Source organism: Leptospira abararensis (assembly GCF_016918735.1).
GTDB classification, from domain to species: domain Bacteria; phylum Spirochaetota; class Leptospiria; order Leptospirales; family Leptospiraceae; genus Leptospira_A; species Leptospira_A abararensis.
In genome coordinates, this window is the sequence record NZ_JAFFPR010000019.1 from 56,100 (window position 1) to 70,802 (window position 14,703).

Here is a 14,703-nt window from a genome sequence, read left to right on the forward strand (position 1 = left end):
AAAACAGGAATTCCCGCCCAAATCAATCAAAAAACCTAGATTTTAGAATCGATGACAATAACCAAACTTACTAAAAATAAGTGGAAGATGCTAAAGAAGAAAAATCGTTTTGCCAGAATTTTATCTTGGGAAAGTTTCAATCGATAGGCAAATACTAAAATTGCAATCGTAAGAAGGATTGCAGAAACAAGAAAGAGTAATCCCATTCGATTATCAGCAAAGTAAAACCCAATGACGGAAGCAGAATAAGCAATGGCATAAAGAAAAATTTGGTTCACTGTTTTTTGAATTCCTGAGACCACAGGCATCATGGGAATTCCTGCAAATGCATAATCATCTTTTAAGAAAATCGCCAATGCCCAAAAGTGTGCCGGTGTCCAAAGGAAAATCATGAGAAATAAAACCCAAGCGGGAATGGGAAGTGCGTTGGCCATGGCAGCATAACCGATGAGTGGGCCAATACATCCAGAGATCCCACCGATCACAATGTTTTGTTCTGTTCTTGGTTTTAGCCAAATTGTATATAAAAATACATAAGCAAGTAAGGCAGAAAGAGCACAAACGGCCGTTAGTAGGTTTATGAAGTAAGTTAAAATCCCAAAAGCAAGAATAGCGACCACCACTCCCAAAATCAGTGCAAAGGTAGGTGAAATTTCTCCCGAAGGAATGGGTCTTTGTTTAGTTCTGTACATCACAGCATCCCTTTCTCTTTCAATGTACTGATTGAGAATAAAAGAAGCTGAACTCATTAGATAAGTGCCGAATAAAGTGATAAAAATTTCCCAGAGGGATGGATATCCTGTAGTTCCTAGATACATCCCTGGAAGAACTGTCGCAAGGACAAGTACAGTGACCCTAGGTTTTGTAAGTTGGTTCCATAATCGGAACATTATAAAGCCTCTTTTCCCTGAGACCGAAAATGGTAAAAAGCGGCAAAAAAACAAAACATGAATACGAGCACACCATTTAGCGTATGTAAGCCGGTAATCAGTTTCGGAAGTTGGTACAATACATTCATCGCACCTAATAGAATTTGGGAAGAGATCAAATAAGCGGCAATTTTAAGGGATTTTTTAACGTTTTCGTTTTTTAAATAGAGGATGCCGTAAGCAGAGAGTGAAAGAACAGAAAGAGCTACTAAATAACCAAACAACCTGTGTTCCATTTGGAAACGAATGGTTCCTTCCATTTTTGGAAACCATTCTCCATAACAAGTAGGGAAGTCGGGACAAGCAAGTCCTGCATAATGAGAGCTTACCTTGCCCCCAAGGAAAAGTTGATATAAAACGACAGCGAGAGTAAAAACAAAAAAATATTTGCCCGGCCTATCCCATTGAAATACCGAAGTGTTATCTTCGGAGATAAGCAATCGAATGGTAAGACAGGAAGAAAGTAAGAGAACTGCATTGAGTAAATGAAGGTTAACGGTTGTTGGGTGGAGGAGCTTTGTGACCGTCAGTCCCCCAAGGATTACTTGCGAAATTAGAAAAATTAGCGATAAGGTTGCAGCAATTCCCAGCCGTCCACGGGTCTCTTGGTTTCTCAATATCCATAGAAAACCAATCCCTACAAGGATTCCTAAAACTCCAGAATAGTATCTGTGGCCCACTTCCATAAAGATTTGGAATGTAAATTCCGGCACAAACTTCCCGTGACACAATGGCCAATCAGGACATGCGAGTCCAGAATCTGTTGCTCGTACGAGTGGTCCGTAGAGAAGATTGATAAGGATCATAGCGGAAAGGATGGTGTAAAAACGTTTGAGTGTCATACGTCTATCTGTTTCCTCCAGGTTTTGTGATCTGAGTTTGGGGAAAATAAAATTAATCTTGCATCTTTTAAAAATTGTTGGATAAAAAGAGGAGTTTTTCGTATAGACTATAACAGGTAAAATTATGCAAAACACAGACCTTTACAATAAGGGTGGCTACTGGACTTTCCTTGTCACACTCGTACTCAACATTCTTTTTTTCGCTTATATTTCCTTTGTTCATCCGGGCACTCCGGATAACCCTGGAATGGAATCGAAAAGCGTTCAATCCAAATAGGGTAACCGCCAAACCTTCGTGAACATTAGATTTTCTTTTTTACTTGGTTTGTTGTTTTGGTCTGGGGTCTTATATGCGTATGACCCTCACTCCAATCTAACTCGGGAAAACAAACTCCCTAAAGAACTTGAAAATATCGGATTCTCCGATGTCACGGGGAAGTCTCTCGATCTAGACATTCCTTTTCGTGATGAATTTGGAAAAACAGTTCGTTTCTCCGATTTTCTCTCGAAAGGAAAACCAATCCTCCTATCTCCCGTTTATTTCAAATGCCCCACTCTTTGTAATTTCCATCTAAACGGTGTGTTCCAAGGTCTAAAGGCTCTTGATTGGTCTCTGGGCAAAGAATACCAATACATTGCGGTATCCATTGACCCGAAAGAAAACGAGTCCATTTCGTTTCCCAAAAAAGGTGCTTATTTGAAAGAATATGGTAGAGAAGGAGCAGACCTTGGACTCCATCTCCTAACCGGCACACAGGAATCCATTGATGCACTCACAAAACAATTGGACTTTCGGTATGCTTGGGACGGTGAAGCAAAACAGTACATCCACGCCAGTGGAGTTTATGTTCTGACTCCTGAGGGGAAGGTATCTAGAATCTTTCAAGGGATTCAATTGGAGCCAAGAGATTTAAAATTTGCCTTTCTAGAGGCATCTTCTGGTAAGATTGGGAGTTTTGTAGACAAGTTTGCTTTATTTTGCTTTCAATTTGATCCGAGAAAAAATAAATATACGATATACGCATACAGGATGATGCAATTCGGGGGGGCGGTCACCTTACTCCTTCTCGGTGCGTTTTTATACATAAACTGGCGAAAAATAAAAAATAACAACCGTCAAGGAGTCACATAGATGTCTTGGAGCAGTCTCATTCCAGCGACCTCGTTCATGCCTATCCAGGCAACTGAAATCGCAAAAGAAGTCGATCTTCTCTATGCGTTTCTAATCATAGCAAGCCTTGTTTCGTTTGTCATCTTGATTGGTGGAATGACATGGTTCCTCATCAAGTTCAAACGTACAAGTTTAGACCAGAAATCCGCATACATTACTCACAATAATTTTGCAGAATTTCTCTGGTCGTTCATCCCTCTTGTCATCATGATGGGGATTTTCTACTGGGGTATGGTCATTTTCGAAAAACTTCGAACTCCACCAGAAGACATTGCTGCTGAAATTCACGTAACTGCAGAACAGTGGGCGTGGACTTATCGTTATGCAAACGGAAAAGAATTTTATAGCTCTGCTAACGATCCGATGATTGTTCCTGCAGGAAAGGCTACAAAACTTATCCTTACTTCTAAAGATGTCATTCATAGTTTCTATGTTCCTGCTTTCCGAACTAAACAAGATGCGGTTCCGGGAAAACTCACACAACTTTGGTTCGAACCAAAACAACCGGGTGAATACATTGTTTTCTGTACTGAATACTGCGGAACCAAACACTCTGGTATGATGATTAAAATCAAAGCAGTTCCTTCGGAGGAATATGCAGCTTGGTATCATGCTGAGAAAAAAGGTGCCGATAGCCCTGCCGATCTTGGAAAGACTCTATTTGCTCAAAAAGCTTGTGCTTCTTGTCACTCGGTCGACGGATCCAGAATTGTCGGACCTACTATGAAAGGACTTTTTGGTTCTGGTAGAAAGTTTGCTGACGGAAGCCAAACCAAAGCAGATGAAAACTACTTACGTGAGTCCATTCTTGTTTCTTCCGCAAAGATCGTAGAAGGATATCCGCCAGCAATGCCGGTATTCCAAGGCCAATTGTCTGATGAAGACGTTGCTAACCTAATTGAATATATCAAATCCATTAAATAAGGAAGAGAGATGAGTTCAGCACATACAAAAACCGAACATGGTCATTCCACTGACCATAATTACCTGAACCACGGATCTGGAATCTGGTCTTGGATGACCACTCTGGACCACAAACGCATTGGTCTTATGTACTTTGCAACAGTTTCCACCCTGTTCTTAATCGGTGGTTTCTTTGCCTTAGGAATTCGATTGCACTTAGCTAAATTTGGTGCGACACCACTTTTAGAGCCGGACACTTACAATAAGTTTATGACCTTCCATGGTGCCATTATGGTATTTATGGTGATCATTCCTGGAATTCCGGCCTTTCTTGGAAACTTTGTCCTTCCCATTCAATTGGGTGCAAAAGACGTTGCTTTCCCAAGACTAAACCTTGCTTCTTACTACATTTTCATTGCAGGAGCTGCCATTGCCGCTTCTTCGATGATCTTTAACCAAGTAGATACAGGTTGGACTTTCTATACTCCATACTCTACAGCAAAGACTTCTAATGGTGTGATTTTGCTTGTTCTGGGTGCCTTTACTATGGGTTTTTCTTCCATCCTTACGGGATTAAACTTTATTGTAACCACGCATAAACTAAGAGCACCGGGAATGACTATGGATCGAATCCCTCTTATGATTTGGGCTCTTTATTCCACTTCCATCATTCAGATTTTGGCTACGCCGATTCTTGCCATCACACTCCTTCTCATTGGTGCTGAGAAAACCTTAGGTGTGGGAATTTTTGATCCAGACTTAGGAGGAGATCCAGTTCTTTTCCAACACTTCTTCTGGTTCTACTCTCACCCGGCAGTTTACATCATGATCTTACCTGCGATGGGTGTGATTTCCGAACTCATCACTGCGTTCTCCAAAAAGACAATTTTCGGTTATCGTGCGATTGCCTATTCTTCGGTTGCGATTGCAGCAGTATCCTTTCTTGTTTGGGGACACCATATGTTTGTTTCCGGTCAGTCTACTCTTGCTGGTGTGATTTTCTCCATCATCACAATGTTTGTTGGGGTACCCACTGCCATCAAACTCTTCAACTGGATCTCTACCATGTATCGCGGAACGGTTACCTTCGAAGCGCCTATGCTCTTCGCTCTTGGTTTTATGTTCCTATTTACTATCGGTGGATTGACAGGGGTTTTCCTTGCATCGACTGGTATGGACGTTCACTTCCATGATACTTACTTCGTAGTAGCTCACTTCCATTACGTAATGGTGGGGGGAACTCTTATGGCTCTTATGGGCGGTATCTACTACTGGTTCCCGAAAATGTTTGGAAGGATGACTTCTGACCTTGGGGGAAGGATCTCTTGGGTTCTTATCTTCACTGGATTCAACGTAACCTTTTTCCCACAATTCGTACTCGGTGCTATGGGAATGCCTAGACGTTACTTTGACTACCTTCCCGAATACACTAATCTCAACCAAATCTCTACAGTGGGTTCTTGGCTCATTGGACTTGGATTTTTGGTAGGTCTTATCACTATCATCCATGGAATTTTCAAAGGGGAAAAAGCTTCTGACAACCCTTGGGGTGCAAAAACACTCGAATGGCAAACGTCTTCTCCTCCTCCACACGAAAACTTTATCAATACTCCAACAGTAACTGCAGGGCCATATGACTTCCGTTAGTTCTTCAAGTGAATTTCAACACCAACACCATTTTAAGAGTGCAGAACATCAATATGCCTCTTCCAAACAAGGGATCTGGTTATTCCTTTGCACTGAGATCCTGATGTTCGGTGGCCTATTCGTAGGTTACCTCATCTATCATTCTCTTTACCCAACTGTTTTTAAGAATGGTTCGGAAACTCTTGATTGGAAGATGGGTGCGGTAAACACCGTTGTTCTTCTCATCAGTTCATTCACAATGGCTGCGGCAATTAACTATGTGCAACGTGGTTTGCATAAGATTGCGGCCATTATGCTTGCTCTTACCATTGCTTGTGCTGGTGCCTTCATGGTTATCAAATACTTTGAATACAGCCACAAGTTTCATGTAGGAACAGTTCCTGGAAAGTTTTCTCTAGTGGATCCAGCTTGCGCTGCTGGTGGTAAACGAGTAGAGTGTGAATCTAAGATTTCCGCTCTTTTGAAAAACCCAGCGGAACTTGAGAAAAACCATGTAAATGCCGAAGAAGTATCTCGCCTAAAAGCGGTGATCTCTCAACCAAGATGGGAAATGTTCTATGGTTTTTACTTTGTCATGACTGGTCTTCACGGGGTTCACGTGGTAGCGGGTGCTTTCCTTATCTTCTGGGTTTTTATTAAAACTCTAAGAAGAAAAGTAGGACCTGAATACTATACTCCAGTAGAAGGTGTGGGTCTTTTTTGGCACGTAGTGGACTTGGTATGGATTTACCTCTTCCCACTTCTTTATTTGGTAGGATAAAAGGTATTATAGAATGGAATACGTAATCAATTACGGACTTTACTTCATTGCTCTTGTTGCAGTTTTCACTCCGATTCTTGGATTTGGAATCTTTGCTCCAGGGATTGCAACGGCTACCATTTTAGGATTTATCGTAAACTGGTTCGGTCAGTTCTTTCAAACTGATCGGTTTGCAAAATTTACAGAAGAAAACAAAGACAGCAAATTGTTAAAATTTGTTTTAGGTGATGAAGATCACAAAGAAGACCATGCTTCTGCTTCTATGTGGGTAGAAGATGGGGAAGAGGAAGAAGAACATGACCACCATGTGATTTCCATTAAAACATACGTATATGTTCTATTGGCTCTTTTCTTTGGGACATTTGTAACCGTTTGGGTGGCACAATACGACTTAGGAAAGTGGAACATGATCGTTGCTATGGCGGTTGCTACTTGTAAGGCTTTCTTCGTTTTGGCTTACTTCATGCATTTAAAGTATGATAATATGCTGAACCGTGTTATTTTCTTATCAGCATTTGCCTTCCTTGCACTCCTTTTTGCTTTCTCTTTCGGAGATATCATTTCTCGAATTGCTCCGACGACTGAGTTCCCAGCAAAACCTTTCTTCTAGAAAAAAATTGCCAAAACGATTTTAAACAAGCCCGCTCCTGTGCGGGCTTTTTCGTCTAATGAAGAATCGTGTATCAGTATTTCAAAACGATTCTCTCAAAATTTCTAGATCTGGTTCCTGAGAGGGAAGTTTATAACCAAGATTATATTATCGAATTAGACAGACACACTCGGATCATTCAAATCCCCGGAAGTATCATTGGCGTCTTTGGTATGTTAGGTTTCGCCTTTGATACGGATGCCAAACTCCACCCCGAATTTCCCGAACTATTCTACTTTCGAATTGGATTTAGCCTTCTTTGTCTTTTTTATATAGCCTTTATCCTCTATAACCACTCAAAAAAAATACATTCTTCTTGGGAAGGTTTGACTTGGGCCTATTTGGTCTATGGGTATTTGTTATTTACGGCAGCATATTATACGGGGCGGATCGCAGACGATGCCCCTTATGTTTCTGGATTTCAGATGTTGGTAATGATCCTTCCATTTTTACCACTTCCAAGAAAAACCATGTTTATCTACTATCCCATTTCTATCTTTATCTTTGTTCTTTCTGTCCTTGTTTATAAACCAAATCTAACTACTGCAGCTTCTGCTTATTCCATGCAAAACTTGGTCATTAGTTACATTCTCGGAATTTTTAGTGGGTTTATTATTGAAGGATACAGGTTCCATTCCTTTTTAAATCACAAACGCATCATCAAAAAGAATGAAGAGATTACCAAAACTGTGGATGAAATCCAGGCTCTAAAATCTCAACAAGATGGTGATTATTTTTTAACATCGCTCCTCCTCGAACCTTTGCTTGGCCATGAAGTGGATGGGAGCGCAGTTACGATTGAAACTGTAGTCAATCAATACAAAAAATTCTACTTCCGAAACAAAGAATATCAGTTAGGCGGAGATTATGTATCTGTATTTAATTTAATTTTACAAGGAAAACGTTATAAGGCATTTATTAATGGGGATGCGATGGGGAAATCCATCCAAGGAGCAGGGGGAGCCATTGTACTTGGTGCAGTCTATAATTCGATCATCATTCGTTCGAAGATGGATCCCGTTTCTTCCAACCGGTCTCCTGAACGTTGGTTACACGATTGTTTTTTGGATTTACAAAAGGTGTTCGAAACCTTTGACGGAGCCATGTTGGTGTCCGCCGTTGTGGGCTTGTTAGAGGAATCCACCGGAACCTTATATTTTATTAATTTAGAGCATCCATGGGTAATTTTGTATCGCGATGGGAAGGCTTCCTTTATTGAGAATGAAATCCACTATTATAAGTTAGGTGTGATGGAGGGATTGTCCGAAACTTTTATCTCCGTGTTTCAGATGAAAAAGGGAGACAAAATTTTTTGTGGTTCTGACGGAAAAGATGATTTGGTTCTTTCGGAAGAGGGAAGGTTCCGAGATATCAACGAGGACCAAAACTTAATATTAGAGAATATTGAAGAAGCAGGTGGGGACATGCAGTCAGTTTTGCATTGCCTTAGGCGGAAGGGAAAGTATTCAGATGATCTAAGTTTGATATCTCTACAATACAATCTGGATGCCTACCCAAAACCGGGAAAGTTTTATGTGGAAGCCCGTGAGAATATTCGTGACAAACAATATGATCGAGCTCTTGATTTATTATTATCTTATGAATCGGCCCTCGAAACTTCAATCTCCGAATTGAAGTACATCGCCAAATTGTATGAGAAAAAAGAGGACTTAGTAAAGGCGATGGAATATGCAAGCCTTGCTCTCGAAAACTATCCTTCTGATACGGTATGGATGTTCCACACATCTGTACTATATAAACGAATGTTTTCTTTGTACAAATCCCAATCTTTTCTCGGAGAATCACAAGAACTCAGTGAACGTGTTCGACTACGACAACCATCCAATGTCCGCAATTTAATTCATTTAGCAGATGTTTGTAGGTTAAGCGGAGACAAAGACAGGTTTTCATTTTTAATCAAACAAATTCAGAGTCGAGAACCAAACAATTTTAAATTGAAAGAACTTATAGGTAAAACGTAAATCATTTTATTGTTAAAGATTGTTTTCTGAATTCAATTGGTGTAATCCCTGTAGTTTTTTTGAATTCTGAATTAAAACTGGATTTTGATCCGAATCCTGTTTCGAATGCGATCGCAATCACCGATACCTCTGGTTTTTTTTTTAGAAGTTCTTTTGCTTCCTCTATTCTATAAGAGTTGATATAGGAACGAAAACTTAATTCGAGTTTAGCATTAATTAATTCGGAAGTTTGTTGGATGTTTAGCCCAATCGCTATGGACGTTTTTTCTAAATCTAGTTTTTCATCAAGGTAAGGTTTTGCCTCTTTCATCCACAATTCCAGTTTGTGTATATAATGATTGTAATCAATTTTTTCTAATTTTGATTTTGTATACTTATTGTTGAGTTGCGACTCTAGGGCAGACATCCGTTCTGAAATTTTATTTCTGTTGAGTATTAGATCTTGATGTTTTTGAAATAAATTGAACAACAGGAAAAATAAATCTAATTGGAAAGCAAAAGCCGGGCCATAGACAGCTAATAAGGTATAATCAGTGATTCCTAGATGATAAAAAATAGTAATATATCCGAATAAAAAATACAATCCCCAACTAACTAAGAAAAAAATAATTCTTTTTTCGCCCATTAGGAAAACTTTAATTCCCGTTAGTAGTATTAGAGGAATTGAAACTATATAAGTTAAATTAATTACTTTGGAAAAAAAAGAATACTCTTCGGTTGTTAAGATTCCTATGGCAGAAACAATCCCGGTGGATGCTAAAGTGATTAATATTTTATCTGCAACGGGAATTTTTGTTTTTGTTTCTAAAAATAATCTTGTGAACTGAAAAGATGCGGCAATGCCAGCAGATAAAAAGAATAAAATTGCCTTACTTTGCCACCATATTGCGTTCGGCCAAAAGCTGTGAAATGAATTACCAAATTGAGTGTTGCACCAGAGTGTATTTGTAATCACATAAATAGAATAGTAAAAAAATTCATTTAATCGAAATGCGAAGGTACAAAATATACTAATGATCAACATTACACCTGAGAAACATAAAAGTGACCAAGTTGCCGATGATTCGATAAGGATTTTATTTTGAAATTCGTTTTCGTTCAGTAATAGAATGGGAAATGAAATCAAAGAACTTGATTCTAATCGAATGTAAAAGTATTTTCCCTTTGAAACGGAGGGAATGCGAAAACTTGGATTTAAGGCTTCGGGGACAGCCCAATTTGATTTGGGAAAACTATCACCTGATTTGTATTCTGTATAAGATTTTCCTGAATTTGGATAATACAAAGTAATATGATCAAGAACACGCCACTCGAAAGAAAGGATACTTCCAGGTTGGAAGCGCACGGCCGAAACTGGTGCTCTTAACCAGATAACGCTTTTCGTATAATAAAAGTTAACTGTGTTTTCTTTCAATTGATTCCATTCAGGAACCATTTCTATTTTGGAAATTTCGATTTGATGATTCCTGTCTTCGAAAGATTCGAATTTGTTTGTGACGTTGTTTTCGTGAAAGTAGGAGCAGTTACAGATAAATAAACTAAGGCAAAGGAGAAAGCAGGACTTCGACCACATCAGCATAAGTTTTCTAAATGTACGATACATTCGGCAAGTGTAAAAATATGTCCAAAAATATAGCTTCGGACGACTGACAAACAAGTCCGCAGTAAACTCTTAGTTCCGAAAGATGGATTCATTTCCGTGGAGCGGCCCTTTGTTTAAACTTTTTAAAACATTTGTATTTTTTATGGTGATAGAATCATTCCTCGTTTGTCAGCCATTACAATTCAATAATGTTGGTGATCTCCAAAGTGAAGATCGAATGGAGTCCATCCTCTTGGAATGTTTGTTGGAAGGAAAGTATTGTAGTAATGGGTCTAAAACACGAGAATATATTGTTCCCTCATCATTGGCTTCTGGATTGTACGCTTGGTATCCACTTGATGGGAACATGAACGATCTGAGTGGGAATGCTCGCCACGGATTTTTTCCTGGAGGGGTCTGGCCTGCGACTTTAGGATCTACGTATGCTCTCAGTCGTTCCCATCTACTAAGTGGGGCTGCTTCCTTCAACGGAACGGATCAGTTATTTGCAAATAACTTTACCGCACTTTGTCATGAGGATTTTGCTATTGCCTTATGGATTTTTCCAAACTATGTCGTCCACAATGAAATCCTGGGCTTCCAAACTAGTCCGGGTCAAAATCCAGCGATCTTATTTTTTTTGGGTGCAACAGGGCAACTTGCATTTCAGTCATTTTTTTATGACGGGAGTAATGGTAATTCAACATATGGGACTTCTTCAATGGCTTTACCTGCAAATCTGTGGACTCATATTGCTTATGTTCACAATGGAACCACTCGCCAGGGAAATATTTGGGTCAATGGAGTCAGCGTAGGTGCTACCTCTGATGTAGGGGGGCTTTCTTGTTCAACATCCCAATGGTGGTCTGGAACACCATTAATCATTGGTTATTCTTACTATGGCAATGTTTCTCGTTTTTTTGCCGGAAGGATGGATGATATTTGGTTTTTCAAAGGTCGTAGGCTTACTGCCAGTGACATTTCCACTTTGATGAGTCTTCCTTAGTGTATTTATTGGTTTGTTTCGATCGCTTAAATCACCCATTCTAATTTCAAAACCATTTGAAGATAGAAATCCTGTTTACCGCTTTCATGCCGATAGAACAGTATTACTTTTTTAATATAATGATTCTATTTTGAATTTCTAGATTTTTGAATTCATATTGGTCGCGGATCCATTCAAATGCTTCCTTCGTATAAAAGAAAGTATGAGTTCTATCGTTTTTATAGTACCAGCTTTCAAAATCAATCGAATCGTCATAAGGGTAAGTGAGTATATACAAACTTCCGCCTTCTTTCAGTAACTGGGTTAGTTTTTGGAACTCTTTTTTTGGCGAATGAAAATGTTCTACAACTTCCGTGAGAATGATATAGTCGTAAGTTTGTTTTAGGTTTTCAGTGTAATTGTGAAAGAAGGGATCATATAATTTAATTTTGAAACCCACTTGATCCAATAGATATTGAACCACGGGGCCAGGGCCTGCGCCATAATCCAAACCTTTGTCCGAAGGATTTTGATTTGCGATGACCATATCCACAATTGGTTGTAAAAAACTTTGGTAACGAGGATCATATACATCATTGTTGTGTTCGGTATATCGTAACTTTTCTGTTTCCTCGTTTGGCCAAAATTCTTGATCCATAAATACCGAAAGGCAATTTGAACACCTAGAATAAGAACGAAAGCGGTTTTTATGGAAAGGAGAAGAATCAGATTTACAAAGAGGACAGTTCACAATTTTATAATATCGTTTTAAAAATTTGATTAGTGATATCAACTACGATCGACAAGAATCAGAATCATTCCGATTTCATAAAAAACCATTCTATTTTTTCGAATCGGCGTCCGACAATTAGAGTAATAGAGATCCCGGAACGCCCATGCAAAATATAGATTATTCAAGAAAGCTTAGATCCGGCCGACCCTTAGAAGGCGAGGTTTCATCCTATTCCCCCCAACCTCATTCTTATTTTAGCGGCCCGCAGAAACCTAAATCTGCATTTATCCTTCTTATCGGCGGTATTTTGCTTTTTACTTCAGGTATGGTAGTGGGAATTCAATTAGGACAAAAAGAGACCAAATTTAAAGAAAACTCTGAGACTTCCTTTTCGAATGTCGGTTCTGCAAAAATTCCTGCACCCAAATTGACCCAAACCAGCGAAGATAGCGGAAACCGAAATGAGGGCCGCACCGAAGGTTCGGATTCATCTTCCGCATCACCCTTTCCGGCTACATTGAAATTTCCTCCTAAAAATGACCAAATCAATTATATGGTCCAAATTGGGGATTTCACCCCAGAAGAAGCCATTGCCGTGGGAAAACAATTGATTGATACCCATCCATCCCTACGGGGAAGGATCTTTCGGACCTCAACTGGCAAATTATTTGCTGGATACTTCTATCGGTTGGATGATGCAAAAGAGACTTTGGAGGCTGTTAAGTCCAAACTTCCGTCTCTTACTGAGGCTCAGGTAAAAACCATTCGATTCTGAACTATTTTTATCAACTTCCTTGACATTCGTCAATTTTCAGGTATAGTAAGGGCAAGAGTATTTACGGAAGTTATTATACTTACTTGGCTACAAAAAAACTAAACGAAAAAACTAAAGAGCCTAAATTCAAGGTTGGGGATTATGTTGTATATCCCATCCATGGAGTAGGTGAAGTCACAGAAGTTGCTAAAAAGCTGATTCTGGGAAAGAAAAAAGACTGTTACAGTTTGGAAATTCAAGGTTCCAAAATGAAGGTCTCTATCCCGGTGGATCGCGCAATGGACGTGGGTATCCGGTCGATCATTGATAAAAAAGAGATCAAAAAAGTTCTCACTCTCCTAAAAAAGGATGAGGTCGACACGGAAGAGGACTGGAAGGTCCGTTACCAGAACAATATGAACAAGATCAAGTCTGGTTCCATTTTCGAAGTGGCTGATGTTTGCCGTAATCTTTACCGACGTGCCTATGGCAAAGAACTTTCCATTATGGAAAGAAAGCTCTATGAGAGCGCCTATAATTTAGTAAAGATGGAAATTGCACTTAGTAAAGGTGTACCCCAGGAAGAAGCAGGGAACATCGTCTCGGACGTGTTAGCGGCTTCGGTTCAGGGATTGGCTCCAGCACCACCTCCAAAAGAATTGGATGATGATCTAGATCTAGAATAAACTTCCGTTTTTGCTCAACTCTTTTACAAGGATTGAGTTATGAAACACTTACTTTCAGCCCTTGGGACAATTATCGTCTCTTCGGTATCGTTTTTCTTCTTATATTCGGAATCGCAAAACCTCGTTTTGGCGGGGACTCTTGCTGGAATCATTCTCCTTTACTCCCTATTCCTCGTGTTAGGTGAAAGAAAATTATTCCCTGAAATCAAAGCCGATGTTGTACTTTGTGCAAGCGTTGGAGCTCTTCTTGGTCTGTCTATTGCGGCATTTCCAGTAAGTCTCCTAAACGATTACGGATATAAATCCATTGCTATCTTTGTCGCTGTTCTTTTGTTCCTTACAGGCATTAAAACAGGAATTGCTTTTTCCAGAAAACCGGGTCTTGCCATTTTTGGCGGTGGTGCTGGCGGAGCAGGCTCTAGTTTTCAGATCCCTGGTTTGGAAAATGCAAATAGCCATATCCGCGACAAAATTCTAGACACTTCCGTTGTCATCGATGGTCGTATTTTAGATATCGCTGATACTCATTTTCTAGATGGTCCACTCATCCTTCCTAACTTTGTGTTACGGGAAATTCAACTCATTTCCGATTCTTCTGACCCAATCAAACGGGCTCGCGGAAGACGAGGATTGGAGATGTTAAACAAACTCCAAAGAAAAGGATCCATCGAAGTCAAAATCACTTATACTGATTATTCAGATACAAGAGAAGTCGATGCCAAACTTGTGAAACTCGCACGTGATACTGGCGGAGCTGTTGTTACCAACGACTTCAACCTAAACAAAGTAGCTGAATTACAAGGGGTTCGAGTTCTCAACTTAAACAACCTTGCCAATGCTTTAAAACCAGTGGTGCTTCCTGGGGAAGAATTCCAAATTTCCGTCATCAAAGAAGGAAAGGATGAAAACCAAGGTATCGGTTACTTAGAAGATGGGACTATGGTAGTCATTGAAAATGGTGGTCACTTAGTTGGAAAAGATGTACGTGTTGTTGTGACAAGTATCATCCAAACCGCTGCCGGGAAAATGATTTTCACAAAAGTGCAAAACGGTAACAATAACTACAACAAATCGTAATTT

Annotated in this window: 14 protein-coding genes; 10 read left to right on the plus strand and 4 right to left on the minus strand. The window is 39.6% G+C overall.

Annotated features, from left to right (window positions below):
• Window positions 1-35: 35 nt before the first annotated feature.
• The gene (locus tag JWG40_RS06015) at window positions 36-890 is read right to left on the minus strand and encodes a heme o synthase (protein ID WP_205284949.1); all 855 of its coding nucleotides are present in this window, start codon (window positions 888-890) and stop codon (window positions 36-38) included.
• Window positions 890-1,771, minus strand: a complete 882-nt coding sequence (locus JWG40_RS06020; protein ID WP_205284950.1) for a COX15/CtaA family protein — start codon at window positions 1,769-1,771, stop codon at window positions 890-892. Before JWG40_RS06020 ends, JWG40_RS06015 begins: the two co-directional genes overlap by 1 nt.
• 295 nt (window positions 1,772-2,066) lie before the next feature.
• Between JWG40_RS06020 and JWG40_RS06025 the strand changes: the two genes are divergently transcribed.
• From JWG40_RS06025 to JWG40_RS06050, 6 genes are all read left to right on the plus strand, one after another.
• The gene (locus tag JWG40_RS06025; protein WP_205284951.1) at window positions 2,067-2,903 is read left to right on the plus strand and encodes an SCO family protein; all 837 of its coding nucleotides are present in this window, start codon (window positions 2,067-2,069) and stop codon (window positions 2,901-2,903) included.
• Window positions 2,904-3,866, plus strand: a complete 963-nt coding sequence (gene coxB / locus JWG40_RS06030) for a cytochrome c oxidase subunit II (protein WP_205284952.1) — start codon at window positions 2,904-2,906, stop codon at window positions 3,864-3,866.
• Window positions 3,867-3,875: 9 nt separating this feature from the next.
• On the plus strand, window positions 3,876-5,492 hold the full coding sequence (locus tag JWG40_RS06035; RefSeq protein ID WP_205284953.1) for a cytochrome c oxidase subunit I: 1,617 nt from the start codon (window positions 3,876-3,878) through the stop codon (window positions 5,490-5,492).
• Window positions 5,479-6,252 carry a cytochrome c oxidase subunit 3 family protein gene (locus JWG40_RS06040; RefSeq protein ID WP_205284954.1) on the plus strand — a complete coding sequence of 258 codons (774 nt, stop codon included), beginning with the start codon at window positions 5,479-5,481 and terminating at the stop codon, window positions 6,250-6,252. Before JWG40_RS06035 ends, JWG40_RS06040 begins: the two co-directional genes overlap by 14 nt.
• A 13-nt stretch (window positions 6,253-6,265) precedes the next feature.
• Window positions 6,266-6,862: a cytochrome C oxidase subunit IV family protein gene (locus JWG40_RS06045; RefSeq protein ID WP_205284955.1), complete on the plus strand. Its 597-nt coding sequence runs from the start codon at window positions 6,266-6,268 to the stop codon at window positions 6,860-6,862.
• Window positions 6,863-6,930: 68 nt separating this feature from the next.
• Window positions 6,931-8,883, plus strand: coding sequence for a SpoIIE family protein phosphatase (locus JWG40_RS06050; protein ID WP_205284956.1), 1,953 nt, complete (start codon window positions 6,931-6,933; stop codon window positions 8,881-8,883).
• Window position 8,884: 1 nt separating this feature from the next.
• Here JWG40_RS06050 and JWG40_RS06055 read toward each other — a convergent pair whose 3' ends face one another.
• Window positions 8,885-10,456 (minus strand): 7TM diverse intracellular signaling domain-containing protein, encoded by a 1,572-nt coding sequence (locus JWG40_RS06055; protein WP_232369212.1) that lies wholly within the window; start codon window positions 10,454-10,456, stop codon window positions 8,885-8,887.
• Between the two features lie 139 nt (window positions 10,457-10,595).
• Here JWG40_RS06055 and JWG40_RS06060 point away from each other — a divergent pair, with 139 nt between their 5' ends.
• Window positions 10,596-11,471: a LamG domain-containing protein gene (locus tag JWG40_RS06060; protein ID WP_205284958.1), complete on the plus strand. Its 876-nt coding sequence runs from the start codon at window positions 10,596-10,598 to the stop codon at window positions 11,469-11,471.
• Window positions 11,472-11,574: 103 nt separating this feature from the next.
• Here the strand turns inward: JWG40_RS06060 and JWG40_RS06065 are convergent, their stop codons facing one another.
• Window positions 11,575-12,108: a class I SAM-dependent methyltransferase gene (locus JWG40_RS06065; RefSeq protein WP_205284959.1), complete on the minus strand. Its 534-nt coding sequence runs from the start codon at window positions 12,106-12,108 to the stop codon at window positions 11,575-11,577.
• 238 nt (window positions 12,109-12,346) lie between these two features.
• On the opposite strand from JWG40_RS06065, the gene JWG40_RS06070 reads away from it, so the two are divergent.
• The 3 genes from JWG40_RS06070 to JWG40_RS06080 all read left to right on the plus strand — a co-directional run bounded on the left by JWG40_RS06070 (window position 12,347) and on the right by JWG40_RS06080 (window position 14,700).
• Window positions 12,347-12,958: a hypothetical protein gene (locus JWG40_RS06070; protein ID WP_205284960.1), complete on the plus strand. Its 612-nt coding sequence runs from the start codon at window positions 12,347-12,349 to the stop codon at window positions 12,956-12,958.
• An 83-nt stretch (window positions 12,959-13,041) separates the two neighbouring features.
• Window positions 13,042-13,623, plus strand: coding sequence for a CarD family transcriptional regulator (locus tag JWG40_RS06075; protein ID WP_002978378.1), 582 nt, complete (start codon window positions 13,042-13,044; stop codon window positions 13,621-13,623).
• Between the two features lie 39 nt (window positions 13,624-13,662).
• Window positions 13,663-14,700 carry a PIN/TRAM domain-containing protein gene (locus tag JWG40_RS06080; RefSeq protein ID WP_135657132.1) on the plus strand — a complete coding sequence of 346 codons (1,038 nt, stop codon included), beginning with the start codon at window positions 13,663-13,665 and terminating at the stop codon, window positions 14,698-14,700.
• Window positions 14,701-14,703 lie beyond the last annotated feature (3 nt).